This is a genomic window from Rhodococcus sp. TAF43 (assembly GCF_052113525.1).
Lineage (GTDB): Bacteria > Actinomycetota > Actinomycetes > Mycobacteriales > Mycobacteriaceae > Prescottella.
This window is the reverse complement of sequence record NZ_JBFRDL010000039.1, coordinates 22,597-47,702: the sequence shown is the minus strand read 5'-3', so window position 1 is coordinate 47,702 and position 25,106 is coordinate 22,597. Positions and strand designations below refer to the sequence as shown.

At 68.9% G+C, this 25,106-nt stretch carries 23 protein-coding genes and 1 pseudogene; 10 read left to right on the top strand and 14 right to left on the bottom strand.

The annotated features are described in order from the left end of the window. Positions 1–111 (bottom strand): annotated as a pseudogene (locus tag AB4Z09_RS20835) (superoxide dismutase); the annotation flags it as partial. Positions 112–162: 51 nt separating this feature from the next. On the opposite strand from AB4Z09_RS20835, the gene AB4Z09_RS20830 reads away from it, so the two are divergent. Both AB4Z09_RS20830 and AB4Z09_RS20825 read left to right on the top strand, forming a co-directional pair. After that, positions 163–675, top strand: coding sequence for a GtrA family protein (locus AB4Z09_RS20830; protein ID WP_442240575.1), 513 nt, complete (start codon positions 163–165; stop codon positions 673–675). 88 nt (positions 676–763) lie between these two features. Continuing rightward, positions 764–1,612: an LLM class F420-dependent oxidoreductase gene (locus AB4Z09_RS20825; protein ID WP_442240574.1), complete on the top strand. Its 849-nt coding sequence runs from the start codon at positions 764–766 to the stop codon at positions 1,610–1,612. Positions 1,613–1,618: 6 nt separating this feature from the next. On the opposite strand, the gene AB4Z09_RS20820 is transcribed toward AB4Z09_RS20825, so the two are convergent. From AB4Z09_RS20820 to AB4Z09_RS20805, 4 genes are read right to left on the bottom strand one after another with little or no spacing between them, the layout of a single operon-like run. After that, positions 1,619–2,731 (bottom strand): S1C family serine protease, encoded by a 1,113-nt coding sequence (locus AB4Z09_RS20820; RefSeq protein ID WP_442240573.1) that lies wholly within the window; start codon positions 2,729–2,731, stop codon positions 1,619–1,621. Positions 2,732–2,735: 4 nt separating this feature from the next. Beyond that, on the bottom strand, positions 2,736–3,341 hold the full coding sequence (locus tag AB4Z09_RS20815; RefSeq protein WP_174907524.1) for a dTDP-4-dehydrorhamnose 3,5-epimerase family protein: 606 nt from the start codon (positions 3,339–3,341) through the stop codon (positions 2,736–2,738). Position 3,342: 1 nt separating this feature from the next. Further along, positions 3,343–4,218 (bottom strand): glucose-1-phosphate thymidylyltransferase RfbA, encoded by an 876-nt coding sequence (rfbA, locus tag AB4Z09_RS20810; RefSeq protein ID WP_442240572.1) that lies wholly within the window; start codon positions 4,216–4,218, stop codon positions 3,343–3,345. Between the two features lie 52 nt (positions 4,219–4,270). Beyond that, on the bottom strand, positions 4,271–4,807 hold the full coding sequence (locus AB4Z09_RS20805; protein WP_442240571.1) for a hypothetical protein: 537 nt from the start codon (positions 4,805–4,807) through the stop codon (positions 4,271–4,273). 206 nt (positions 4,808–5,013) lie between these two features. Here AB4Z09_RS20805 and AB4Z09_RS20800 point away from each other — a divergent pair, with 206 nt between their 5' ends. The 3 genes from AB4Z09_RS20800 to AB4Z09_RS20790 all read left to right on the top strand — a co-directional run bounded on the left by AB4Z09_RS20800 (position 5,014) and on the right by AB4Z09_RS20790 (position 8,147). Continuing rightward, entirely contained in the window at positions 5,014–6,405 is a 1,392-nt protein-coding gene (locus AB4Z09_RS20800; RefSeq protein ID WP_442240570.1) for an MFS transporter, read from the top strand. 31 nt (positions 6,406–6,436) lie between these two features. Continuing rightward, complete coding sequence (gene rfbB / locus AB4Z09_RS20795) at positions 6,437–7,432, top strand: dTDP-glucose 4,6-dehydratase (protein ID WP_442240569.1); 996 nt, start codon at positions 6,437–6,439, stop codon at positions 7,430–7,432. A 115-nt stretch (positions 7,433–7,547) separates the two neighbouring features. Then, on the top strand, positions 7,548–8,147 hold the full coding sequence (locus AB4Z09_RS20790) for a pentapeptide repeat-containing protein (RefSeq protein ID WP_442240568.1): 600 nt from the start codon (positions 7,548–7,550) through the stop codon (positions 8,145–8,147). A 15-nt stretch (positions 8,148–8,162) separates the two neighbouring features. On the opposite strand, the gene AB4Z09_RS20785 is transcribed toward AB4Z09_RS20790, so the two are convergent. Beyond that, positions 8,163–9,170, bottom strand: a complete 1,008-nt coding sequence (locus AB4Z09_RS20785) for a lysylphosphatidylglycerol synthase transmembrane domain-containing protein (protein ID WP_114723733.1) — start codon at positions 9,168–9,170, stop codon at positions 8,163–8,165. 52 nt (positions 9,171–9,222) lie between these two features. Continuing rightward, the gene (locus AB4Z09_RS20780; RefSeq protein WP_442240567.1) at positions 9,223–9,948 is read right to left on the bottom strand and encodes a DapH/DapD/GlmU-related protein; all 726 of its coding nucleotides are present in this window, start codon (positions 9,946–9,948) and stop codon (positions 9,223–9,225) included. Between the two features lie 110 nt (positions 9,949–10,058). Between AB4Z09_RS20780 and AB4Z09_RS20775 the strand changes: the two genes are divergently transcribed. Next, positions 10,059–11,159 carry a DegT/DnrJ/EryC1/StrS family aminotransferase gene (locus tag AB4Z09_RS20775; RefSeq protein WP_174907532.1) on the top strand — a complete coding sequence of 367 codons (1,101 nt, stop codon included), beginning with the start codon at positions 10,059–10,061 and terminating at the stop codon, positions 11,157–11,159. Further along, positions 11,156–12,130 (top strand): Gfo/Idh/MocA family protein, encoded by a 975-nt coding sequence (locus tag AB4Z09_RS20770; RefSeq protein WP_174907534.1) that lies wholly within the window; start codon positions 11,156–11,158, stop codon positions 12,128–12,130. The genes AB4Z09_RS20775 and AB4Z09_RS20770 overlap by 4 nt, the downstream gene beginning before the upstream one ends. A 118-nt stretch (positions 12,131–12,248) precedes the next feature. Here the strand turns inward: AB4Z09_RS20770 and AB4Z09_RS20765 are convergent, their stop codons facing one another. The 3 genes from AB4Z09_RS20765 to AB4Z09_RS20755 all read right to left on the bottom strand — a co-directional run bounded on the left by AB4Z09_RS20765 (position 12,249) and on the right by AB4Z09_RS20755 (position 14,200). Next, a complete protein-coding gene (locus AB4Z09_RS20765) occupies positions 12,249–13,094 on the bottom strand; it encodes a TrmH family RNA methyltransferase (protein ID WP_442240566.1) in 846 nt (281 codons plus the stop codon). Positions 13,095–13,159: 65 nt separating this feature from the next. Beyond that, positions 13,160–13,780 carry a DUF4304 domain-containing protein gene (locus AB4Z09_RS20760; protein WP_442240565.1) on the bottom strand — a complete coding sequence of 207 codons (621 nt, stop codon included), beginning with the start codon at positions 13,778–13,780 and terminating at the stop codon, positions 13,160–13,162. Positions 13,781–13,828: 48 nt separating this feature from the next. Continuing rightward, a complete protein-coding gene (locus AB4Z09_RS20755) occupies positions 13,829–14,200 on the bottom strand; it encodes a hypothetical protein (protein ID WP_442240564.1) in 372 nt (123 codons plus the stop codon). Positions 14,201–14,526: 326 nt separating this feature from the next. Here AB4Z09_RS20755 and AB4Z09_RS20750 point away from each other — a divergent pair, with 326 nt between their 5' ends. After that, positions 14,527–16,584, top strand: coding sequence for a TerD family protein (locus AB4Z09_RS20750; protein ID WP_442240563.1), 2,058 nt, complete (start codon positions 14,527–14,529; stop codon positions 16,582–16,584). Positions 16,585–17,372: 788 nt separating this feature from the next. Here AB4Z09_RS20750 and AB4Z09_RS20745 read toward each other — a convergent pair. Next, positions 17,373–19,577, bottom strand: a complete 2,205-nt coding sequence (locus tag AB4Z09_RS20745; protein WP_442240562.1) for a hypothetical protein — start codon at positions 19,575–19,577, stop codon at positions 17,373–17,375. A gap of 117 nt (positions 19,578–19,694) precedes the next feature. Between AB4Z09_RS20745 and AB4Z09_RS20740 the strand changes: the two genes are divergently transcribed. After that, positions 19,695–20,471 carry a glycosyltransferase gene (locus AB4Z09_RS20740; RefSeq protein ID WP_114723742.1) on the top strand — a complete coding sequence of 259 codons (777 nt, stop codon included), beginning with the start codon at positions 19,695–19,697 and terminating at the stop codon, positions 20,469–20,471. A 66-nt stretch (positions 20,472–20,537) separates the two neighbouring features. Continuing rightward, positions 20,538–22,388, top strand: a complete 1,851-nt coding sequence (locus tag AB4Z09_RS20735) for a glycosyltransferase (protein ID WP_258558119.1) — start codon at positions 20,538–20,540, stop codon at positions 22,386–22,388. Between the two features lie 12 nt (positions 22,389–22,400). Here the strand turns inward: AB4Z09_RS20735 and AB4Z09_RS20730 are convergent, their stop codons facing one another. The 3 genes from AB4Z09_RS20730 to wzt form a co-directional block, all read right to left on the bottom strand. Beyond that, positions 22,401–23,261, bottom strand: coding sequence for a class I SAM-dependent methyltransferase (locus AB4Z09_RS20730; RefSeq protein ID WP_114723744.1), 861 nt, complete (start codon positions 23,259–23,261; stop codon positions 22,401–22,403). A 109-nt stretch (positions 23,262–23,370) separates the two neighbouring features. After that, positions 23,371–24,282 (bottom strand): galactofuranosyltransferase GlfT1, encoded by a 912-nt coding sequence (glfT1, locus tag AB4Z09_RS20725; RefSeq protein ID WP_254622734.1) that lies wholly within the window; start codon positions 24,280–24,282, stop codon positions 23,371–23,373. Then, positions 24,279–25,097, bottom strand: a complete 819-nt coding sequence (gene wzt, locus AB4Z09_RS20720) for a galactan export ABC transporter ATP-binding subunit Wzt/RfbE (RefSeq protein WP_114723746.1) — start codon at positions 25,095–25,097, stop codon at positions 24,279–24,281. Before wzt ends, glfT1 begins: the two co-directional genes overlap by 4 nt. Positions 25,098–25,106 lie beyond the last annotated feature (9 nt).

Here is a 25,106-nt window from a genome sequence, read left to right as displayed (position 1 = left end):
GACGTAGGCGGCGTGGTGCTTGTCGTGGTGCAGCTCCATGATCTTGCCGGAGATGTGCGGCTCGAGGGCGGCGTAGTCGTAGGGGAGATCGGGCAGCGAGTAAACGGTCATGTAGTTGATCATGCAACCTCGAGTGCGCTCGAGGTCTACAGCTTGTGCCGGATGTCACCACGGATCCGCGCGTACGGTTCGCCTACGCTCGTTCCCGTGTCCGGAACCCCCCACGCCCACGAACCGCACGTCCCGCTGCCGGTCGAGATCCCCGTCACCGAGTCCATCGCCGACGAGTCGCTGGATCTGAAGACGCAGATCGTGCGCTTCGTGGTCACCGGCGGGCTGTCCGCGATCGTGGACCTCGGGCTGCTTCTGCTTCTGTTGAAGACCGGAATGCCGTTCGCGGTGGCGAAGTCGATCAGCTTCATCGTGGGCACCACCACGGCGTACCTGATCAACCGGCGCTGGACGTTCAAGGCGGAGCCGAGTCGCGCCCGCTTCATTGCGGTTGTGCTGCTCTATGCGGTCACCTTCGCGGTTCAGGTCGGCATCAGCACCTGGCTGAACAGTCAACTCTCGGACACCTGGTGGCGCGTGCCGCTGGCATTCGTGATCGCGCAGGGCACCGCGACGGTCATCAACTTCGTGGTCCAGCGCGCGGTGATCTTCAAGATCCGCTGACGCGACTGGACACCTGTCTGGAGACACTTCCGGTTTCGGTTGGAACAGGTTACATTTCCTGAACCGAACCACGCGGAGGAGTCAGATCGTGCGCTACGGCATCAGCCTGTTCACCAGTGACCGAGGAATCACCCCCGCGGCCGCCGCGCAGGCAGTGGAGGAATGCGGCTTCGACGCGTTCTACGTGCCCGAACACACGCACATTCCGGTGAATCGCGAGTCGAACCACCCCGGTACCGGCACCGAGGCCCTGCCCGACGATCGCTACATGCGCACCCTCGACCCGTGGGTCGCGCTCGGCACCGCCGCATCGGTGACGTCGCGGATCCGGCTCGGCACGTCGGTGGCGCTGCCGCTCGAGCACGACCCCATCACGCTCGCCAAGACCATCGCGTCCCTCGATCACCTGTCGGGTGGGCGCGTCACGTTCGGCGTCGGCTACGGCTGGAACGCCGAGGAACTCGCCGACCACGGTGTCGACCCCAAGAAGCGTCGGACCGCGCTGCGCGAGTACCTCGAGGCGATGCAGGCGCTGTGGACGCAGGAGGAGGCGTCGTACGACGGGCAGTTCGTGCGCTTCGGGCCGAGCTGGGCATGGCCCAAGCCGATCCAGCAGCCGCGGCCGCCCGTCCTCGTCGGCGCCGGGGCGTCGGAGAAGACGTTCACGTGGATCGCCCGCTCCGCCGACGGCTGGATCACCACGCCGATCGAGCAGGACATCGAGGACAACGTCACGCTGCTGCGCAAGATCTGGGCCGACGCCGGCCGTTCCGGGCAGCCCGAGATCATCGTCCTCGCCGGCAAGCCGGATGCCGAGAAGCTGGCCCGCTGGCAGGATCTCGGCGTCAGCGAGGCACTGTTCGGGATGCCCGACAGCTCCGAGGAGGAGGTCCGCGCGTACCTGCAGCGCCTGGCCGGCAAGCTCGCCATCGGCTGACACCGGTCAGCGAGGCGGGCCCTCCTGCAACACCAGCGACCCCGATCGCGGGGCCCCGGTGGCGTCGATCCATTGCAGCTGGACGGGGTCGCCCGGGTGGAGGGCGTTCATCCGGATCGTGAGGTCGGCGGCGGCGCGGACGGGTACGCCGTCGAATTCGACGATCACGTCGCCGCGTGCGAGTCCGGCAACCTCGGCCGGGCTGCGAAAGCTGACGAGCGTCACCTCCGCACCCGCGGGCACGTTCGACATCGGGTCGCGGTGGTCGCGGACACTGACCCCGAGCATCGGGGTGGGGCCGATGTGGACCGTGTCCGACGGCCGGCCGGTCAGCACCTGGTCCACCAGCTCCATCGCCGAGTCGATCGGGATCGCGTACGACTTCGGCGCGGGCGCCTGCGGCACGTCACGTTCGACGGCGTTCCCGGCGCTGCTGACCCCGATCACCTCGCCGAACGCGTTCACCAGCGGGCCGCCCGAGTCGCCGGGCCGGACGTCGGCGTCCACCTCGATCAGCCCCGACAGCTGATTGCGGGAGCCGTCGGTGGAGTTGCGGGTGGTGACCGTGACGCCGAGCCGGGTGACGGCGCCGGGTGCCGGCACCGGCACCCCGCCGCCCTCCGCGTTCCCGATCGCGGTCACCGGATCGCCGACACGCGCCGAGTGCGCCGACCCCAGCGCCGCGCCCGGCAGGGCGTTGCCGCCGGGCAGTCGGAGCACCGCGAGATCGCGGGAGCTGTCGTAGCCGACGACCTCGGCGGGATACCGGCGCATGTCGTGCATGCTGGTCGCGGCGATGTCGGTGCCGCCGTCGATCACGTGATGGTTGGTGAGCACGATCGCCGCGGAATCGGCCGGGTGCAGGACGATTCCGGTCCCCGCCGTCGTACCGAGCGCCGAGTGGGTCGTGACGGTGACGATCGTGGGAACGACGCGGGCCGAGAGTTCCTGTGGGGCAAGCGGAACGGCCGGCGGGGGAGCCGGTGCCACGACCGACGTCGTCGCCGGCGGTGACGCGTCGATTGTGCCGTGTTCGAGAGGTATGGCCAGGAGCGCGAGGCCTGCGGCCACGAGCACTGCAACGGCAGCACTGGCGCGGCGCACCCTCGTCGCTCTCATGGGTTCAGTCGCTTCCCTCCCGGTACACCGGAAGCAGACCGGAATCGCGGGCCTGCAGCAGTGTCGGCGCGGCGAGATCCTTGTCGGACAGCGTCCACTGCAGCGGTGTGCCGTCGCGTCCGACGCCCGGCCACTCGATGCCGATGCCGGGGTCCAGCGGGCTCACCTCGTGCTCGCGCTCGGGGTTGTAGCCGGACGAGCACAGGTAGATCACCGTCGAGTCGTCCTCGAGCGACAGGAACGCGTGCCCGAGGCCCTCGGAGACGAAGAGCGCGCGACGGTCGACGTCGTCGAGCAGCACCGAATCCCACTGCCCGAACGTCGGCGACCCGACCCGCAGATCCACCACGACGTCGAGGACCGCGCCCTTGACACACGTGACGTACTTGGCCTGACCGGGCGGGACGTCGGCGAAGTGGATGCCGCGCAGCACGCCCGCGGCGGACACCGAGCAGTTCGCCTGCTGCAGGTCCAGCGTCCGGCCGATCGCCGCGGAAAAACCGGTGAAGCCCGGCTCCTTGAACCATTCGAGGAACACCCCGCGGTGATCGCCGAACTGTCGGGGCGTGATCTCCCACGCCCCCGGAACCTTCAACTCCCGATAATCCATGTCACCATTCTCTGCCGCGGTCGAGCAGTCCCAGCAGGTACGTGCCGTACCCGGACTTGACCAGCGGCTGCGCGCGCTCGCGCAGTTCGTCGTCCGAGATGAAGCCGCGCCGCCACGCCACCTCCTCCGGAACGCCGATCTTGAGGCCCTGCCGCTGCTCGATGGTGCGCACGTAGTTCGACGCGTCGAGCAGTGAATCGAACGTGCCGGTGTCGAGCCACGCGGTGCCCCGCGGCAGCACCTCCACCTGCAGGCGTCCAGCCTCGAGATAGGTGCGGTTGACGTCGGTGATCTCGTACTCGCCGCGCGCCGACGGCGTCAGGTCCCGCGCGATGGCGACGACGTCGTTGTCGTAGAAGTACAACCCCGGCACCGCGTAGTTGGACCGCGGCGCCGCCGGCTTCTCCTCCAGCGAGATCGCGGTGCCCGAGTCGTCGAACTCGATGACGCCGTACGCGCCGGGATCCGACACCCAGTACCCGAACACCGCGCCGCCCTTGACGTCGTGGAATCGGGTGAGCGTGGTGCCCAGGCCAGGGCCGTAGAAGATGTTGTCGCCGAGGACGAGCGCAACCGAATCCGAACGGATGTGGTCCGCGCCCAGCACGAACGCCTGGGCGAGACCGTTCGGTTCGTGTTGCACCTGGTAGCTCAGCGAGATGCCGAACCGGGAGCCGTCGCCCAGCAGGTTGCGGAACTGGTCGGCATCGCCGGGGGTGGTGATGATCAGGATGTCGCGGATCCCGGCCAGCATCAGCGTCGAGAGCGGGTAGTAGATCATCGGCTTGTCRTAGACSGGCASCAGYTGCTTGSTCACGCMCWGCGTGATCGGGTRCAGCCGGCTGCCCGTGCCACCAGCCAGAATGATTCCGCGCATGTAGAGCAGTGTTTCACGGGTAGCCGCGCGAGCGCGGTGGAGTGCGAAAGACCTAGCTCTTACGCATCTGAATCGCCGTGATCGTCGCGGTTGCGCACAGTGCGATGGACGACAGCAGGAGCAGCCACAGTCCCCACCCGATGTCGGGGCCGATCATCTCCCCGAAGAACTCCTCGTCCTCGGTGGACAGGTTGGCCATGTCGTAGATCGCAACCAGCAGGCAGATCGCACCGACGGCGGTACCGGCCCACTGGAGGCCGAATCGCGCTGGCGCGGTCCGGGTCAGCAGTACGCCGAGCGTTGCTGCGGCGAGGACGCCGAGGATCAGAGTGATCACGCCGTCGCCCTCGGTGCCACCGACGCTGAGCCCCAGGAACGTCACCCACGGTCCGATGCTGCCGATGATGACGCCGACACTCGCGACGAGAGCGCCGATCAGCATGGGGCGGTGCTTCGGGGCGGTGACGGGCGCGGGACCGTGAGGGGGTGGGCCCATCGGATAGTCCGCCGGCCAGGAGCCCTGATGCGGGGGTTGTGCCGGGTTCTGGCCGGGCATCGACGGGTAGCCCTCAGGGCCAGGGTTGGACATGGAGCCTCCGCGGTCGGACTGGAGTGGATCGGATGGCCACGATATCGGTAAACCGGCCAACTGGTTCGTAATTGGAGGCGCCCGTGTCGATCGGTGGCCGGGCTTCTCGTCCCAAGCAGAGTCGTTGATGTCCCGTTAGCGTCGAAACGACCGATGAACAAAAGACCTGCCTACTGCAGCTCCCCGTCTGAAGGGACCCCCTACGAATGCAGGAATCGACGTACGGTCCCGAGCGCCTGACGGTGGACGACGAGTCCACCGAACCGGGCGGCGACGTGGACCGTCGGACGCTGCGCAAAGCCATCACTGGCTCGGCGATGGGCAACGCGACGGAGTGGTTCGACTACGGCGTGTACGCCACTACCGCCACGTATCTGACCCAGAATTTCTTTCCCGGGCATCTCGGCTCGATCGGGACGATGCTCGGATTCGCGATCTCGTTCGTCCTCCGCCCGCTGGGCGGCATGATCTGGGGCCCGCTCGGCGACCGGTTGGGACGAAAAGCGGTGCTGGCGACCACAATTCTGCTCATGTCGGGTGCAACGGCGCTGATCGCAGCGATCCCGTCGTACGCGTCGATCGGCATCGCTGCTCCGCTTCTGCTGATCCTCCTGCGTGTGGTGCAGGGCTTCTCCACCGGCGGCGAGTACGGCGGCGCCGCCACCTTCATGGCCGAGTGCGCGCCCGACGACAAGCGCGGCCGGTACGGCAGCTTCCTCGAGTTCGGAACCCTCGGTGGATTCGCCGCCGGTACCGCCGTCGTGATGCTGTGCGAGCTGATGATCTCGGACGACGACATGGCGGCGTGGGGCTGGCGGATCCCGTTCCTCATCGCCCTGCCGCTCGGCCTGGTCGGGTGGTATCTGCGCAGCAAACTCGACGAATCGCCCGTGTTCAACGAGGTGGACGCGCAGGGCGACAGCCAGGACTCGATCCTGGGCGGGCTCGCCGACCTGCTGAAGAACTACTGGCGGCCGATCCTGATCCTGACCGGCATGGTCGTCGCGCTGAACGTGGTCAACTACACCCTGCTGACCTACCAGCCGACCTACCTGGAGTCGACGCTGGGTCTGAGCACGSAGTCGACCACGATCATCGTCCTGGTCGGGGAACTGGTCATGATGGCCTGTATCCCGTTCTTCGGACGCTGGTCGGACACCCTCGGGCGCAAACCGATGTGGTGGGCGTCGCTGATCGGATTGTTCGTGGCCGCCGTGCCGATGTACTGGCTGATGGCGAGGGGCTTCGTCTGGGCGCTCATCGCCTTCGCGGTCCTCGGCCTGCTGTACCTGCCGCAATTGGCGACCATCTCCGCGACGTTCCCGGCGATGTTCCCCACCCAGGTCCGCTACGCCGGATTYGCGATCGGCTACAACGTCTCGACGGCGCTCTTCGGTGGGACGGCCCCGCTCGTCAACGACGCGGTCATCCACGCGACCGGCTGGAACCTCTTCCCAGCGATCTACATGATGGGCGCGTGCGTCATCGGTCTCGTCTCGGTCGCCTTCCTCCGCGAGACGGCCGGCGTCTCTCTCCGCGGCACCTCCATCCCGGGCGAGGCGGAGGAGGAGGCGAAGCCGGAACCGGCGTCGGCGTGAGCGGGCACTGTCCCTCGGTAGTCTCCCCGGTATGAGGCTGCTCGTCACCGGTGGCGCCGGATTCATCGGCGCCAATTTCGTCCACCAGACCGTCACCGAACGCCCCGACGTCCGGGTCACGGTCCTGGACGCGCTGACGTATGCCGGAAACAAGGCCTCGCTGGACGCGGTCGCCGACCGGATCGACTTCGTGCACGGCGACATCGCCGACGCCGACGTGGTCAGCCGTCTGGTCGCCGATTCCGACGCCGTCGTGCACTTCGCGGCCGAGTCCCACAACGACAACTCGCTCGCCGACCCGTGGCCGTTCGTGCGCACCAACGTCGTGGGGACGTACACGCTGCTGCAGGCCGTCCGCGACCACGACGTCCGCTACCACCACATCTCCACCGACGAGGTGTACGGCGACCTCGAACTGGGCGATCCGGCCCGGTTCACCGAGTCCACCGCCTACAACCCGTCGAGCCCGTACTCGTCGACCAAGGCGTCGAGCGACATGCTGGTGCGGGCGTGGGCGCGCTCGTTCGGGATCCGGGCGACGCTGTCGAACTGCTCCAACAACTACGGCCCGTTCCAGCACGTGGAGAAGTTCATCCCGCGGCAGATCACCAACCTGCTCGACGGCGTCCGCCCCAAGCTGTACGGGCAGGGTCGCAACGTCCGCGACTGGATCCACGTCGACGATCACAACCGTGCGGTGTGGGACGTCCTCGAGCGCGGCCGACTGGGGGAGACGTACCTGATCGGCGCGGACGGCGAGGTCGACAACCGCACCGTGATCGCGATGCTGCTGGAGCTTTTCGGGCGACCTGCTGACGACTTCGATTTCGTCCCCGACCGCCCCGGTCACGACCTGCGGTACGCGATCGACTCGACACGACTACGCACCGAACTCGGCTGGGAGCCGCGCTACCGGGACTTCCGCAGCGGCCTCGAGGCCACCGTGCAGTGGTACCGGGACCATCCCGAGTGGTGGCGTCCGGCCAAGGAAACGACCGAGGCCGGATACGCGCGCACCGGGCAGTAGCCCCAGCCTGCCCGAACGCCCCGATCCGGCCACGTCGGGTGCCAGGTCGCGGTAGCGTGACCAGCATTCGTGTCGGGACAGTTCACTCGGTCGTCGAACCGGAGGGGGCACTCGTATGGGGGCCGGACCGCAGAACAAGTCACGTCGCAGCCGCCGCGCGTCCGTGAGGGCCGGCATGGTTGCAGCCGCCGTCGCGGCGGTGAGCCTGGGCACGACAACGGCTCAGGCCGCGGCCGACCCCGTCGCGGGTTCCCCACCGTGCTCGCCGGTCCGGGTGGAGGGTCTGCTGGCCAACGTCACCAATGCGGTGGCGCCGGGCCTCGAGCTGCCGCTGCCGTGCCAGGACGCGGTCGGAGTCGGCGTCGTCGGCCCCGCCGAGGTGCAGGCCGGGGTGATCGGTTCGGCCGTCGTCGCCGGACTCGGCAGTCTCGGACTGCTCGGCGCGAGCAGCATCGACTGGAACAACATCGGCCCCGACAACACCGGTTCCTTCAACCTGGGATGGGCCAACACCGGATCGAACAATGTCGGGTCGGCCAACACCGGTTCGGGCAACGTCGGGTCCGCGAACACCGGTTCCGGCAACGTCGGTTCGGCCAACACCGGTTCCGGGAACCTCGGGTCCGCGAACACCGGGTCCTTCACCTACGGCTCGCTCAAGACCGGGATCGGTTCGCTGGCCGCCGGCTCGCTCGGTATCGGCACGCTCAGCTGAGCATGCCGGGCGTGCTCACGCCTTGCTGGGGAGCGGCACCCGTGACTGCTCGTGCACCAGCGCGTTGCGCAGGGCCCGGTTGCCGGCGAGCGCGGCCACCGTTCCCGCGAGCACCTCGCAGAGCGTGAACAGCAGCCGCGACGTCAGCGCCAGCGCGAGTGCGGTGCCGGAGTCGGCCACCGGGGCGAGCGCCGCGACGATCACCGCCTCGCGGACGCCGATCCCGGACGGCACCACGAAGACCAGTACGCCGGCGCACATCGCCAGCGCGATCGCACCGATCGACGCGATCAGCCGGTCGGTGCCGAACCCGCCGAACGTGGACGCCAGGATCCACAGGTGCACGCCGTACGCGACCCAGCTCACCGAGCACCAGATCAGCGCCAGGCCGATCTTGTGCATCGTGAGCGGCCGCTGCAGCGGCGCGCGGCGCAGCACCTTGAGCGCGATGTTCACGAGCCGGGTCAGCACCGGCGGATACGCGCAGATCAGCGCGATGGGCACCAGCGCGATCACCGCGACCGCGGCCGGGGTGCCGATCTGGAACAACGCCGGCAGCCCGAGCAGGCCCACCAGCAGGGCCGACGTGGTGCTCAACCCCACCGTGACCAGCACGGTGATGAACGCCGCCGCCCCGGAGACGCCGGCCCGGCGCGCCAGTTCGGTCTGCAGCACGAACGCCCACACGCTGCCCGGCAGGTACTTGCCGAGCTGGCCGACGAGGTAGCAGCGGGCCGCGTCGAACGCGGGAATCGGTTGCTCGAGCGCGCCGAGCGTGTGCTGCCACGCACGGACGGCGGCGCCCATGCCGAGGAAGATGAAGACAGTCGACGCGACCAGCGACCACCACGACAGGTCGTGGATCGTCCCGCGGACCTCGGTCCACTGCGACTTCACCGCGAATCCGATCGCCACGACGATCGCGACGGTCACGACGATCCGGAGGGCGTTCACCAGCAGCGTTCGCTTGGTGTTCGGCGGCGACTCCGGCGGTTCGGCGACGGAATCGGTGTCGGATGTCATCCGAGTCCACTCCTCGCGTGGTCCGTCAGGGCTTCTCGACCATAGCAACCGGTCATGCGGTGGCAGGGAAAGCGAGCGGCTTCGCTGCACGCTCACGCCACCAGTCGAACGCGGTCGCGAGGGCGTCCGGAACGGTGCCCGCGGACATTCCAGGCGTATACAACTGCGCGACCGCGGCGACATCGGATTCCGCGATTCCCGACCGGCTCATGCCGATCGTGTTGGCACCCCGCAGCTCCACCGGATTCCCGAACGCCTTCGCGAACGGGGGCACGTCCTTGACGACGACGGTGCCCATGCCGGTCACCACGCCGGCGCCGACGACGCGGCGCTGATGCACCACGGTGTGCATGCCGATGTTCGCGCCGTCGCCGACGCTGACGTGCCCGGCGAACGTCGATCCCGCCGAGACGACGCAGCGGTCGCCGACCTGGACGTCGTGCTCGATCGCGACCCGGTTCATGACGAAGCACCCGGCGCCCACGGTCGTCACCCGCTCGCTGCCCTGGTGCACCGTCGAYAGTTCGCGGATCGTGGTGTCGGCGCCGATCACGATGCCGCGGTGCGGCGCCGGCTCCGACCACGAGGCGGGGTGCGCGGCACCGAGGATCTCGGGGGGCGCGCCGAGCACCGCGCCCGCGCCGATCCAGCACCGGTCACCGATGGTGAGCGGACCGGTGAGGACCGCGTGCGGTCCGACGGTCACGTCGTCGCCGATGACGACGGCGTCGCCGATCACAGCGGTGGGGTGGATGTGACAGTTCTGTCCGATCGACATGGTCCGGCGGGAATCCTTCCGGGGGCGGGAGGCAGCACTTCGCTACCCTCAGGCGGTTGCCCCCGATGATTCGCGGGGTGTCTCGAAGGAATCTATCGGAGGGCCATTCAGTGATTGCAATCTCGAGCATCTCGTTCGGGGAGGACGTCGAACGGGAGGTCCTGGACACGCTGCGGTCGGGGATCGTGGCGCAGGGCCCCAAGGTCAAGCGGCTCGAGGAGGAGTTCGCGGCGCTGGTCGGTGTCCGRCACGCGGTGGCCGTGAACAACGGCACCACGGCGCTCGTCGCGGCCCTGCAGGTGCAGGACCTGCAGCCCGGCGACGAGGTGCTGACCAGCCCGTTCACCTTCGTGGCGACGCTCAACGCGATCCTGGAGGCCGGTGCGACGGCGCGTTTCGCCGACATCTCCGAGGCCGACTTCAACCTCGATCCGGCCGTCGCGGCCACCCGGATCACCGACCGGACGAAGGTCCTGCTGCCGGTGCACCTGTACGGCCAGTCGGCGGACATGGCGGCGCTGATGCCGCTCGCCGGCGAGCACGGGCTGTCCGTCGTGGAGGACGCCGCGCAGGCGCACGGCGCGACATTCGACGGCCGCGGCGCCGGCAGCTTCGGGCTCGGCTGTTTCTCGTTCTATGCGACGAAGAACCTCACCACCGCCGAGGGCGGCATGATCACCACCGACGACGACGTCCTCGCCGACCGCCTGCGCGTGCTCCGCAACCAGGGCATGCGGGAACGGTACGTCTACGAGATGGCGGGCCAGAACTACCGGATGACGGACCTGCAGGCCAGCCTCGCGCTGCCGCAGATGGCGTCGTACCCGCAGCAGGTCGAGGCGCGGCGCCGCAACGCGGAGGCCCTGCAGGCGGGCCTGAAGGATGTCGCCGGTCTGCAGTTGCCGAGCGAGCTGCCCGGCCGCGAGCACGTGTGGCACCAGTTCACGCTGCTGCTGGCCGAGGACGCGCCGATCGATCGCGACACCCTGTCGGCCCGGCTGACCGAGCGGGGTGTCGGCAGCGGCATCTACTACCCGAAGGCGGTCTACGACTACGAGTGCTACCGCGAGCACCCGCGCGTCGTCATCGAGGACACCCCGGTCGCGACGTCGGTCGCGGCCCGCTGCCTGAGCATCCCCGTCCACGCTCGACTGTCGGAGTCGGACGTGGACCAGATCATCGCCGCGGTCCGCGGCGCGATGGAGGCATGAGCATGAGCAACCCGAAGATCGCCCTGATAGGTGCCGGCAAGATGGGCTCGCTGCACGCCCGCGTCGTGTCGCAGTCGCCGCTGACCGACCTCGCGCTCGTGATCGAGCCCAACGCCGAGCAGGGCCAGGCGGTGGCCGAGCGCTGCGGTGCGCAGTGGGCGCCCGACTTCACCGACCTGTCCGGCGTCGACGCCGTCGTCGTCGCGGCGGCCACCCCCGCGCACTACGAACTCGCCGGACGCGTCCTCGACCTCGGCAAGCCGCTGCTGGTGGAGAAGCCGCTCGCCGCCACCTACGAGCAGAGCGTCGACCTGGTGGAGCGTTCGGCGCGCGCCGACGTCCCGCTGATGTGCGGTCTGCTCGAGCGCTTCAACCCGGCCGTGCGCACCGCCCGCGAGTTCGCGGGCGAGGTGTGGCAGGTGACCGGCACGCGGCACTCGCCGTTCGTGTCCCGCATCCCGACCGGTGTCGCGACCGACCTGCTCATCCACGACCTGGACCTCGCGATCGGGTTCGTCGGCTCGGAGCCTGTCCAGGCCCGCGCCGAGTTCGGCTACTTCCATCCGACCTCGATCGAGAACCGCGCCGAGGACAGCGCAGACGCCGTCATGCGCTTCGAATCCGGCGCGGTGGCAACCATTTCCGCGAGCCGGCTCAGTCAGCGCAAGATCCGTCAGCTGTCGCTGCTCGAGGCGGACCGTCTCATCGAGATCGATCTGCTGCGCCGCGACATCACCGTCTACCGGCACGTCGACGACGACATCACCGCCGACGGCAGCAGTTACCACCAGCAGACGATCATCGAGATCCCCACGATCCGGTACAGCGAGGAGCCGCTCTCCGCGCAGCTCGGACACTTCGTCGGACTGCTGAACGGCACCGGCGACGTTGCCGCCGAACGGGCCTCGATCCTGCCCGCGCACCGCGCGGTCCACGAGGCGACAGTGTCTGCGGTCTCGGCGATCAGCTGAAGTTGCGGCCGATCACCGCTTGCACCAACGCGGCGGTCGGGAAGTCGGCCATGACGACTCCCGCCCGCCTGCGACCAGTGCATCGCCGGGCGGCGAAGCGCGCCCAGTATTACTGGACCTACCCCGAAGCCACGCCCAGCGGCCGCCGGAGGCGCTGTCTCGTGGTCTCGTAGAGCACGACGGATGCCGCGTTGGCGGCGTTGAGCGAGCTGGCCGAGCCCGTCATGGGGATACGCACGACCCGGTCGACGCCGTCGCGCCACGCCGCACTCAGGCCGGTCGTCTCGTTGCCGACGACGAGCAGCGTCGGCAACGTCAGGTCGACATCGAAGACATCGGCGTCGCCGTTCTCGTCCGTTCCGACGATCTGGATGGGGACGCCCGCGGCGCGATGCGACCCGACCCACGAGAAGACGTCGTGTGGGGACGACACTCGTACGGTCGGCACGGCGAACAGCGATCCGGTGCTCGCCCGCACGGCGGCACTGTCGTACGGGTCGGCCGCGTGTCCTGTCACGACGACGCCCGCCGCCCCGAACGAGTCGGCGGAACGGATGACGGAGCCGAGGTTGCCGGGGCTGGTGGGCCGGTCGAAGGCAACGCCGAGGAAGTCGTGCGCGACCGGGATGCGTCCCAGATCGTCACTGGGAAGGGACATTACGACGATGAGCTCGGGGGCGTCGGCCCCCTTCTCGCCGAGTTCGACGATCAGCTCGCGCGTGAGGGCGAATCGCTCGCCCTCGGCCCTGTCCAGGACGTCCCGCGCCCACTCGGACAGCCGGCGGTCGGCGTCGAAGAGGACGGCCTCGACGGCCCATCCTCGGTCGAGTGCGATCGTGATGGGCCGCACGCCCTGTACGACGAACGCGCGCAGGCGCTGCCGCTTGTTGCGGTTCGTCAGCAGCGCCTGCCATTGCTGGAAACGCGCGTTGCGCGTGGTGATCTTGTTGGCTGCCGGCGACATGCCGACACTCTAGAGACCTTCGACCCGAATCCGCAGCGGGGTATCCCCGGCCGGCCTACCGTCTCTCACCGGCGTTCGACGTCGGTGACGGCGACGGCGTAGGAGTCCGCCGCTTTCCGGAACTGTTCCTCGAGTCGCGGCCACCGGGGCTCGGCACCGAACCGCGAGCGCGCACGCAGATACTGCTCGCGCGCACCGGACTCGTCACCCGTGGCGAGTCGGTAACGCAGGACGTCGAAGTCGATGTCCGACCCCACGGATCGGACGATGTCGTCGGGGCCGCGAAGCTGACCCATCGCCGCCAGCGCCTCGGTGAGTGCCGCGCGGAGCTGGTCGGCGACGGCGGGAACATCGGTGTCGGCCTGCACGGTCACGTGCGGTCCGATCCCGGTCGCGATGTTCTCGATCCGGCTCCGGTACTGGCAGTCCACCTCGGCGGGACGGTCCTGCACCGGCCGTCCGATGACCCGGTCGAACTCCGGGGAGTAGACGCCGCAGTTGGTGTAGAAGCGGATCGACTCGTAGCTGTTGCCCGCCGAGCGTTGCAGGTTGACGACGTCGACCAACCCGTCCCGCTCCCGGGTGAAGGTCAGCCTCCGCTTCCGGAATCCGTGCTCCTTCAGGAGCGGGACAGCGCTCTCGCCGAGGAGGGTGGCGAATACTTGCTCAGCCGATGGATGCTCCATGCGGACATGCTCGCAGACCCGGGCGGCTCCCCGCCACAGATGAATTCGTCAGGTCAGTGGTTCGGCCGGTGATTGCTCCCAGCCGTCCCCGGTCCACGAGATGTCGATGGGGTATTCACTGTTGACGGCGTTGGCCCAGTAGTCGATGGTGCCGTGGTGCGGCGAGTCGAGTTCGATCCAGCCGATGGAGAACTCGTCGCGCAGCAGGCGTCGGGCGCGACGGTCGATGGCGCCCAGCGAGGCACAGAGCCCGCGGATCCGCGACTCGATCCAGTCGGCCGAGGGGTCCGGGATCGTGATCTCCAGGGCGCTCCCGTCGTGCAACGGGATCACGACCAGCAGCTCACCGGAGTCCGGTCGTATCTCCCRGGTCGCGTGACGCTCATAGGCGCGCAACAGCTCCCGCGCGTCGTAAGGCACACCACCGGACCGTCTGGACTGACCGAAGCGAAACACGGACTCATTCTGGCTCACCCGACGCCCGGGCGGGGATGCGCCGACGCCGGGCAGCCTGTGGGTGTCGTAGGTGGGTGTGTCGGTCCGCCCCCGCATCTCGTGCATGCCATCCGGGGAATGAGGTCGGGGCGTCGCCAGCGACGTGCGAGGTTCGTGTTCCGGCCTCGGCGTTCCAGCGAAACAAGACCGATTAGTGTGCATTGCGGATGCGACGTGTGCCTGTAGTCGGGACTGGCTCTGCTCGCCCATATTCGTGTTGGGGTTTGCCGGGTTGATCGAGGGTGGGATTGATGACGTTTCCGATGTTGTCCAAGGGGCAGAACATGTCCCTGCCGGATGATGTGATTCAGATCGATGTGGTGATCGGGTGGGCTGAGTCGGACATCGAGGTCGACGCATCCGCTTTGCTCTTGGGTGCGGATGGGAAGGTTCGTTCGGACGCGGACTTCGTGTTCTACAACCAGCCTGAGTCGTCGGACGGTTCGATCCGGTTCCTGGGTGCGGGTGCGACCGAGGAAGGGGCGCAGGCGCGGATTGCCATCGACCTGTCGACAGTTCCCGAGGACGTGCACACCGTGGCACTGGCGGGCAGTCTCGGCCAGGGCGGCTTCGGGGACCTGGGCAAACTCACTCTCCGTGTCGTCGACGGCGCTGGCCACACGCTGGCGGAGTACGTCACCGCGGACGCGACCACCGAGGCCGCGTTCGTCTTCGGCGAGGTGTACCGGCGCGGCGCCGAGTGGAAGCTGCGCGTCGTTGGCCAAGGGTGGGATTCCGGGCTCGCCGGCCTCGCGGGCGATTTCGGTGTCGACATCGACGACGAACCTGAATCCGAAACCGCGGACGACGTCGATGCCGCGTCGGACGCTGAGTCGGAACTTGTCACCACACCGCTCGAGACCATCGAGATCCAGCCGGACCCCGTGATGCCTGCACAGTCCGCCGAGCCGACCACACCGGCGAAGGCAAAGGCTCGCGGAGTACGTACCGCCAAGAAGGCTGTGAAGAAGGCCAAACCCCGCGAGTTCACGCTAGCTGAACACGACAGCTGGCGGCCGGCGCGATTGTTCTCGGTCGTCGGCGTCGGGGGGGGGGAGGAGCAAGAACGCCGTGCGACCTCGGCTCTGGTCGCGACGATGCAGGCCGTAAGTCCCTTTGCACGCGCTCTGTGTTCCCGGATGGGCGCCCCCGCAGGCGCTTTCGAAGGCTATGTGGAGGTGCAGTACGACTACGGCGACACAAAGGTGATCCCCGACGCCGTTCTGAAGGTATCCCGCGGCAGTCGGCTGTGGACCGGGTTGCTCGAGGTGAAGACGGGCAACGGCAAACTCGAGAAGGGGCAACTCGAGAACTACCTCGACGTGGCTCGAAAGAAGAAGTACGACGTGGTCGTCAGCCTGTCCAACGACGTCCCCGCCAGCGCCGGAGAATTGCCGATCGAGGTCGACCGCCGCAAACTCGCCAAGGTCGCGTTGCGCCACCTGTCCTGGGCAGAAGTCGCGCACGAGGCCCGGATGCTGCTCTCCCACGGTGGAATCGACAACGACGTGCAGGCGTGGATCCTCGCCGAGTTCGTGCGATACCTCGACCACCCCCGGTCCGGGGCAACCGAGTTCGTCGACATGGGCCGGCATTGGGTCACCGTCCGCGATGCAGTCACCGCCGGCACCCTCCGCGGCGGCGACCAGAAAGCCCTCACTGTCGCGGACACATGGGTGTCCCTCTCACGGCACCTGGCGCTGCGGCTGACTGCCGAACTCGGCGTCACCGTCAAACACATCGTGCCGCGCCGCTACAGCAACGACCCGGCAGCGCGGAACGCGTCTGTCGCAGAACGACTGGCAGCCGAAGGGATCTTCGAATCCGTACTCCGGATCCCGGAGACTGCGGGCGATGTGGCCGTGGTCGCGGATGTGCGCACAAACAAGATCCGCTGTCGGACCAAGGTGGCGGCACCGAACGAGGGCACGTCGGCTCGTCGCGTGTCGTGGTTGCTCAAGCAACTCAAAGATGTACCGGGCAATGTCCAGGTCGAAGCGGTGTTCTCCGAGCGTGGGAACGAGACGTGCGAGCTTCTCGAGACGGTGCGCGCGAATCCGAAGATCCTGACCGACAACCGGGCAGGAGATGTCGTGTCGTTCAGTCTCGAGCAGACCTTTCCGATGGGAAGCAAGCGGTCCGGAACTGCGGCGAGCTTTGTCTCGAGCGTCACCTCGTCCACGGATGCGTTCTATGGCGGGGTGGTGCAACACCTTCGGGAGTGGGTGCCGGCGGCCCCGAAGCAGACCGATCAACCACGTCCAGGCACCGAGGAACCAGAGGGCGGGGAGACCGTAGCCGCCGACTGACTAGCGGCGCGATCCGCCCTGGTATCCGGGCCTGACGATCACCGGTCGTAGAACGCCACGGCTGCAACCTCGGGACGATCACGCCGTAGTCCAGGAGACGGCCGAATCCGTGTTCGTCGCCGAGGTAGTGCCGCGCACTCTCACGGAGGGGGTATTCGTCCGGGAGCACGCGAGACAGCTGCACGAAAATCCCGGCCATGCCCAGTCTCGGGTCACCGAGGAGCGGGGCGAGCGGTCGGAGCCATCCAAGTGCGATCCGGGGGGCCGCGACGAGGGCATGCGCGTACAGCACCCGGCAGAGCACGACGTTCATGAAGAAGCGCTCGGCCTCGTTCTCCGCGGCGGCCAGGTCGCGGTGTTCGAGATAGGCGGCGACTGCGCTCCCGTTGTGCGCCCGGTACCACGCCCGAGCGGTCGGGTAGTCGGCGAAGGGCATCCAGAAGTCAACCGTCCGAGACGATGTCGGCCCGGAAAGGTCTCCGCTCAGGGCCACGGCCTCGCACCCGTCGCGCAGGATGCGCTCGTTCACCGCGCGCCACCACGGACTACCGGGACGGTCGCGGGACGCTGGTTGCAGTAGACCTCGCCGGAGCTGCCATTGCATGAACGACATTGCCGCCCGGCGGAACGGCATATGCCGGGGAGCCTTGCCGTACGGGCCGTAGTAGCAGCGCTGCATCAGGGCGATCCGGCCCGCCGGATCGTCGCGGACCGACTCGATCTGCTGCTCGGCCCAGGCAGCGGCCGTGCCCCCAGAGCTCACTTCGACACGATCCCACGCCGACCGCTCAGTGCGACGGGGTTCCCACCTTCCTCCGCCGCACCGCGAACCATGCGCCCTGGCCGAGGGCGACGAGCAGTCCGGCGCCGGCGAGGCCCCAGCCGAGGTTGCTTCCGGGAGGGGTGAATCGGAGGGTCAGCGTCGATTCCGCGCCGCCGCTGTCGGGCAACTCCACCTGCAGCAGCCCGCCGGGGCTTTCGGTGATGTCGACCGGCTCGCCGTCGACGGTGGCCGTCCACCCGGGCCATGCGAGGAGCGCGAACGTCGCAGTGCCCGAACCGGTGTACGTCAGGGTCTCGTGTGTGTCGGTGGAGGCGGAGTCGCCGGTGACCTCGAGTCCCGGCGTGGTCGCGGACAGTCGCCCGTCGGGCCACTGGTGCGGCGCGGTGCGGGTGCCGACGGTGACGCCGTGCTCGACGCGGACGTCCCATTCGTCGGCGGGCAGCGCGTCGAGCGCGTGCGGGCCGCCGTAGGGGCCGCTGTTCTGCACGACGACGGTGTCGATGCGCATAGCGTCGAGCCACGAGACCCCGGTGCCCGGCGACTCGGCGAGCAGGCGGCCGACGCCGTCACCGCAGGGAACACCGCCGTAGTAGTTGATGCACAGGTCGTCGACGAACGAGTTGAAGCTGATACCCGCGTAGTTGTTCACGGCCTCCACCCCGGCGGGCTGGTACAGGCTGCCGAACAGCACGTCACCCCACTGGCCGGTGGGGTCGTCGGGGTTGATGTTCTCGCGGTCCGCGATCACGAACGTCGTGCCGGGATAGCGCTTCTCGAAGTGCTCGTCGAGGAACGCCTCCTGGCGCGGGAACTTCCAGGGCGTGACGTTGTAGTTGCCCGTGAACCACAGGTTGGTCTGCGCGGCCAGCGCCACGACGGTGCCGGCCACGAGCGCCCCCGCGAGCAGGCGGGGCTTGCGGAACGACACCACGAGCGCGAGCGCGGTGAGCGCGACGGTGATCGCGAGTGCCGCGAGGTGGGTGCCGATGTCCTCGGGGATCTCGGCCCACGACAGGTAGAACTGCGCGACGATCAGCCCGGCGGCGATGCCGAGGCGCAGCTTCCACCGGTCCCGCGCGAGCCCTGCAGACAGCGCGACGGCGGCGATGACGATCACCGGCAACTGCCCGTACTCGATGAGGCGGGCGGGCCAGCGGAACAGCCACAGATTCGACGGGCCGAGCAGCAGGATCAGGTAGATGCCGCCGAACACGGCCAGCGAGATGCTGCTGCGGCCGAGGCGCCGCAACGACCCCCACCGGATCCACGGCGCGAGCGGAACCAGGAACCAGGCGAGGTAGACCAGCGGGACGGTGGCGGCGGTCGATTCGAAGATCGGCCCGTACGGCCGGTTCGACAGCGCCGACAGGTTGATCAGGTCGCCGAGGCCGGGGCGCAGGGCGTCGTCGTTGCGGATGCCGGTCTGGGTGCGGACCGAGACGCCGGTGGTGAACGCGAGCGGCAGGTAGACGATGAGCGACATCATCACGATCGCGACGCCGCTCACGATCAGCGACCGGATCCCCGGGAACGGGCGTTCGGTGTCCCCGGCACGGTTCCGCGCGACGGTCTCGGCGAGCACCGCCAGATAGACGACGGCCACCGCGACGGCGCCGTACGGATTGCCGGTCGTCATCGCCAGGAAACCGAACAGGATCGGCACCAGCGGATTGACCCGGCCGGCCGCGCTGGCGCGCGTCGACCACCACACGTGCGGGATCCAGGCGAAGGCGATCAGGCCCGACGCCCACGTGGACGCGTCGAAGTACAGGGTGTATCCGGCGAACGGCATCGCGAAGCCGGCGACGAACGCCATCGACCGGGAGGCGCCGTACTGCCGGGCGAGAACGTAGACACCGACGGCGAGCAGCGCCAGGAACTGCATCTTCACGAGCGTCATGCCGACCGCGAGGTTGGGCACGAGCGCGACCAGTGCGGCCTCGGCGAGCAGGACCGGGTTGTAGGTGCCGTACAGCGCCTCGGCGGTGATGTTGCCGCCCGCCCACATCTCGGGGAACAGGGTGGGCCACGAGCCGTTCAGGAGCCGTTCGCCGATGGTGTGCCAGCCGGGCGCGAACGCCGCGGCGCTGTCGTCCCAGTAGTAGAACCACCGGTTCGACAGCAGCGGGACGGCCGCGACGAGGGCCACGAGCGCGGCGAGCAGGGCGGGTGGCGTCACACGTTTGAGCAGCGGCAGATCAGAATTCACGGCGGGCTTTCGTCGTCGGACGGATTGCGCGGCGGCAGCATCCCTGTCGTCGGAGCGTAATATTCCGCCCGGTTCACAATGAAGTCGGGGAAAAACGAGTAGGTCGGAGGACATCGGGTGCAGACGAGCTCCGGAGGCGGCGTCGACGGTGGCTACGACCTGTCCGTCGTGATTCCGGCGCACAACTCGGCCGACGTCCTGGCGACCACGGTGCGACGGTTCGCCGAGCGCTTCGACGGCCAGGCCGTCGAGATCATCGTCGTCGAGAACGGTTCCACCGACGCCACGGCCGCGATCTGCGCCGACCTGGCCGCCGGATGGGAYGCCGACGGTGTCGCGTTCGTGCCGATGCAGAGCGACAAGGGCATGGGCAACGCGCTGCGCACCGGCGCGCTCGCGTCGCGCGGTGCGCGCGTGCTGCTGACGGCGGACGACCTGCCGTTCGGTTTCGACGACGTCGACGGCGCCGACCGGCTCGCCCGCGAGAGCGGCCGGGCACCGGCGGTGGTGATCGGCTCCAAGGCGCACCCCGAGTCGGTGGTCGACCGCGGCCTGGCCCGTGCCGTGATGACCCGCGGGTTCGCGCTGCTGCGCCGCACCATCCTCGGGACCCGTACCGGCGACCCCCAGGGCACGTTCGTGGTGGACGGCGACCTGCTGCGGGCGCTGGCCCCGCACCTGACCGAGACGGGCTTCCTGTTCACCACCGAACTCGACTACGCCGTCGAATCCGCCGGGATCAGGCCGGTGGAGGTGCCGATCCGGCTCAGCGACGAGCACCGTGCGCACGCCAGCCGCATCTCGGTGGGCGACGTCGTGCAGATGGCCAAGGGCCTGCTGACGCTGCGTCGGCGCAAGGAGTCGCTGCGCTCGGCGGCCTTCGCGGCCGCCTGACCGTACCGGCCGGTCAGGTCGGGTGCGGCGCGCGTCGGCGGGCCGTGTCGCGATACCCTGCCGGGTGTGGATTCAGCTGACTCGTCCGAGACCCGTACCGCCTCCGACAGCGGGCTGACCCCTCGCCTCCTGGCGCAGCGCACCCTGTTCGCCGGCACCTCGCCGGTCGCGAACGAGGAACTGTATGCCGTGGTCGAGAAGGGCGAATCCACCCGTGATCGCTTCTCGCTGAGCCTGCACGCCGGCGCCCGCGCCAACACCAACACCTTCTTCGGACGGTTCCCGGCCAGCTACTGGCAGCGGTGGACCGCTGTCCGTGAGGTCACCGCCAGCGTGCGGGTCCTGTCCACCACGTCGTGCCGGGTGCTCCTCGTCGCGTCGGACATCGGCGGCCATCGCCGCATCGTCGGGGCCACCACCGCGGACGGTCAGGGCACCGTCGCCCTCAGCAGCGCCCTCGACCAGTTCGTCGACGGCGGCTCGCTGTGGCTCGAATTCGAGGCGTTGGACGCGGAGGTGACGTTCGACCAGATCGAGTGGAGCGTCGAGGCGGCCCTCCCGCCGCGCCCCGTCGCGGTCGCGATCTGCACGTTCAACCGCGCCGACGACTGCGCGAAGACGGTGGCGGCGCTGGCGTCGGACACGACCGTCGTCGAGCGCCTCGAGACCGTGTACGTCGTGGACCAGGGCACCGACCCGGTGCAGGACCGCGAGCTGTTCCAGCAGGTCGCGCCGGCGTTCGGGGATCGCCTGCAGTACATCCGCCAGCCGAATCTCGGTGGCGCGGGCGGCTTCACCCGCGGGCTGTTCGAGGCGTCGGCGTCCAGCGACGACACCGACGTGATCCTGATGGACGACGACATCCTGTGCGAGCCGGAGACGGTGCTGCGGCTGAGCGCGTTCGCGAACTGCACGATCAGCCCGGCGCTGATCGGCGCCGAGATGCTGTTCCTGTACAACCCCAACTACCTGCTGGCCACGGCCGAGCGGGTGGACCTGGCGACGCTGCGGCGCGGGTTGCCGACGGACCAGTACAGCGAGCACAACTACAACGTGCTCGAGGAGCTGCCGGAGCGGCGCGTCGACGCCCAGTACAACGGCTGGTGGTCGTGCCTGATCCCGGCCGAGGCGCTGCGCCGGATCGGGCTGCCGCTGCCCGTGTTCTTCCAGTGGGACGACGTCGAGTTCAGCCTGCGCGCGGGCCGGGCCGGGATCCCGACGATCACGCTGCCCGGCGCCGCGGTGTGGCACGCGGACTTCTACTGGAAGGACGTCGACGGCTTCGCGCACTACTTCAGCACCCGCAACGGCCTGATCACCGCGGCACTCGATCCCGGTTTCGCGCCGTCCGCGCTGGCGAAAAACCTGGCGCGCGACATCTCCCGGTCGATCGTCAGCATGCAGTACGGTCTCGCGCACACCCAGCTGCGTGCGCTCGAGGGATTCCTCGAGGGACCCGGTGCGTTGGTCGACGGCGGACAGGCGGCGCTCGCGTCCGTCAACGCCGAGCGAAAGCGCTTCTCGGAGACTGTGACCCGTCCCGCGTCGGAGCTGCCGATCGTGCCGGTGCGGCGGGCGGATCCGCCGCCGCAGTCGCACCGCGAGGACCTGGTCCTCGCCAAGCGGGCGCTGTGGCAGGCGCGTGGCCGGCTCGAGCCGGGGCCGGTGACGGTCTCGTTCGAGGACGCGCAGTGGTGGCACGTGAGTCGATTTGCGCACGTGTTCGTGACCGACGCGTCGCAGTCCGGGGTCCGGGAACGCCGGTTCGATCGCGAACTGGCGGCCGAGATGACCGGACGCCTGTTCGGGGTGATGAAGCGCTTCCGCGCCGACGCGCCCACTGTCGCGGAGGCGTACCGGCGCGAGTTCCCGCAGCTGACGAGCCGGGAGAACTGGGCGCGCCTGTACGGAAAGTGATCCGCGGCCGGATCATTCGCGGAGCCGCACCACGACCTGTTCGTGGTTGGCGGTGTACGCGAGGTAGTCGAACTCGAGTCCCGTGCGGGTGGCGAACTCGGTCCACGCGCGGTGCTCGTGGTCCTGCCAGCCGGGGTAGTTGAAGTACTCGTCGAACATCAGCACCGTGCCCGGCACCAGCCGGTCGGCGAGCAGTTCGAGCACCGTGCGAGTGGACGAGTACAGGTCGGCGTCGAGGTGCGCGAAGGCGACCGGGCCGGGATGCTCGGCGAGGAAGCCGGGCAGCGTGTCCTCGAACAGCCCGGACACGAGCTGCGCGCCGGGCACCGACGGCACGTCCTGCTGTGCGAACTCGCCGGCCGGGAATCCCGTGCGCCACGCCTCGGGCAGTCCCGTCCACACGTCGAAGCCCCACACCTCGTGCCCGGTGGGGCGCAGCGCCTCGCTGATGATCTTCAGGGTCGTGCCGCTCGCGACGCCGAACTCGAGCGCCAGCCCGTCGACCTTGACCACCTCGAGCCCGTACCGCAGCGTGTCGTGGGGGTGCCAGAACACGGGTGCCTTCGGCATGTGGTCGAGCACGAACTGGGCGCTCTCGGCGGTGGCCTGGATGTCGAGCGCGTGCGAGATGTCCCGGCGGGCGCGCTGTTCGAGCTCCTCGAGGCGCTCGGTCACCGACGCCACCTGCCCGCGCGCCTCCGCGAGTTCGTGCAACACCCGTTTCATCTCGCCGTTGTTCGCGGCGAGCTCCGCCAGCAGCTGATCGTGCCGGTTCTCGCTCTCGATCCGGGCCTGACGGTCCGAATCGCGGAGCACCTCCGCGACGGCCCGTTGCAGTTTGAGCCGGGACGACTTCTTGAACCGATCGAGCATGCGCGGACCCCTCCCACGTGAACGTCGAGTTCGTCCCCATGCTGCCAGGGTTGCCCCCGCCGCGCAGGGTGGCGCCCGGCCCCGCCGGGGTGAAGCGCGGGGGTGAGGGTCAGGGCCGCTGGAACCGCTCCCGACGTCCGAGCCCGCGCAACCGCATCCATTCGGCGAACCCCTTGGGGTCCCGGCGGGAGACGAGGAAGTACCAGCCGAAGCGCGCGTACTCCTGTGGCAGCAGCTTGCGCATGCCCGGCTGAGACATCAGATAGCCGCGGTTGCGGTACGTGAAGAAGCGCTTGGTCTCGTTGTCCGGGTACTGCGTGTGCATCCGGCCGCCGAGGATCGGCTTGAATTCGTCGGCGCCGTTGGGGTGCACGTACGCGGTCTGCAGGCAGGTGCCGAACGGCAGCCCGGAACGGACCAGGCGGCGATGCACCTCCACCTCGTCGCCGCGCACGAACAGGCGCAGATCCGGGACGCCGACGGCGTCGATCGCGGACGCCGAGAACAGGGCGCCGTTGAACAGCGACGCGATGCCGGGCAGCAGGTCGTCCTCGCCGAGTTCGGAGCGCAGCCGCTTCCATTCGGTGCCCCGTCGGAGCGGGAACGCGAGCCGGTCCGGGTCGTCGATGTCGCACACGACGGGGGAGACCTCGGCCAGGCCGTGCCTCTTCGCGCAGCCGAGCAGGGTCGCGAGCACGTCGGGGCCCTCGGGGCGGCCGTCGTCGTCGGCGAGCCACACCCAGTCGGCGCCGAGCGACAGCGCGTAGAGGATGCCGAGCGCGAAGCCGCCGGCACCGCCGAGGTTGTGCTTGGAACCCAGATAGGTGGTGGGGACGTCGGCGCCCTCGACCAGCTCGCGGACGTCGGGCTCGTCGGCGTTGTCGACCACCACGAGGTGGTCGAGCGGACGGCTCTGCCCGGCGAGCACCTTCAGCGACTGGGCGAGCAGTTCCCGACGCTTGTGGGTGACGACGACGCCCACGATCTTCTCGGTCGCCGTGTCACTGATGCGTTCGGTCACGAAGCGCGCTCCTGGCCCCGCTCGCGCTCCATGTCGGCGATGGTCTGACGCACGTGGTCGGCGGCGTCGTCGCCCTCGTACGCGCGGACCACGTCCTCGATCTCGCCGTGCATGCGGATCTCGCCGTGGTCGATCCACATCGCGCTGTCGCACAGTTGCGCCAGGAACTCGTTGGAGTGGCTCGCGAACACGAGGATGCCGGAGCGCTCGACCAGCTTCTGCAGCCGGATCCGCGCCTTCTTCATGAACTCGGCGTCGACCGCGCCGATGCCCTCGTCGAGCAGCAGGATCTCGGGGTCGATGCTGGTGACCACGCCCATCGCGACACGCACCCGCATGCCGGTCGAGTAGGTGCGCAGCGGCATGTTCAGGTACTCGCCCAGCTCGGTGAAGTCGGCGATCTCGTCCATCTTCGCGAGCATCTGCTTACGCGTCTGCCCCAGGAACAGGCCGCGGATGATGATGTTCTCGTAGCCGGAGATCTCCGGGTCCATGCCGACACCCAGGTCGAAGACGGGCGCGACTCGGCCGCGGACGCGGGCGCTGCCGCGGGTCGGCTCGTAGATGCCCGACAGCAGGCGCAGCAGCGTCGACTTGCCGGCGCCGTTGTGCCCGACCAGCCCGACGCGGTCGCCCTCCTTCAACGACATCGTGATGTCGCGCAGCGCCTCGACCACGACGACGTCGGAGTCGTTGCGGCCGATCGTCCCGCCGGCCTTGCCGAGGAACGCTTTCTTCAACGACCGTGACTTGGCGTCGAAGATCGGGAAGTCGACGCACGCTCCGTGCGTCTCGATGCTCACGTTGCTCGTCATGTGGTGTCC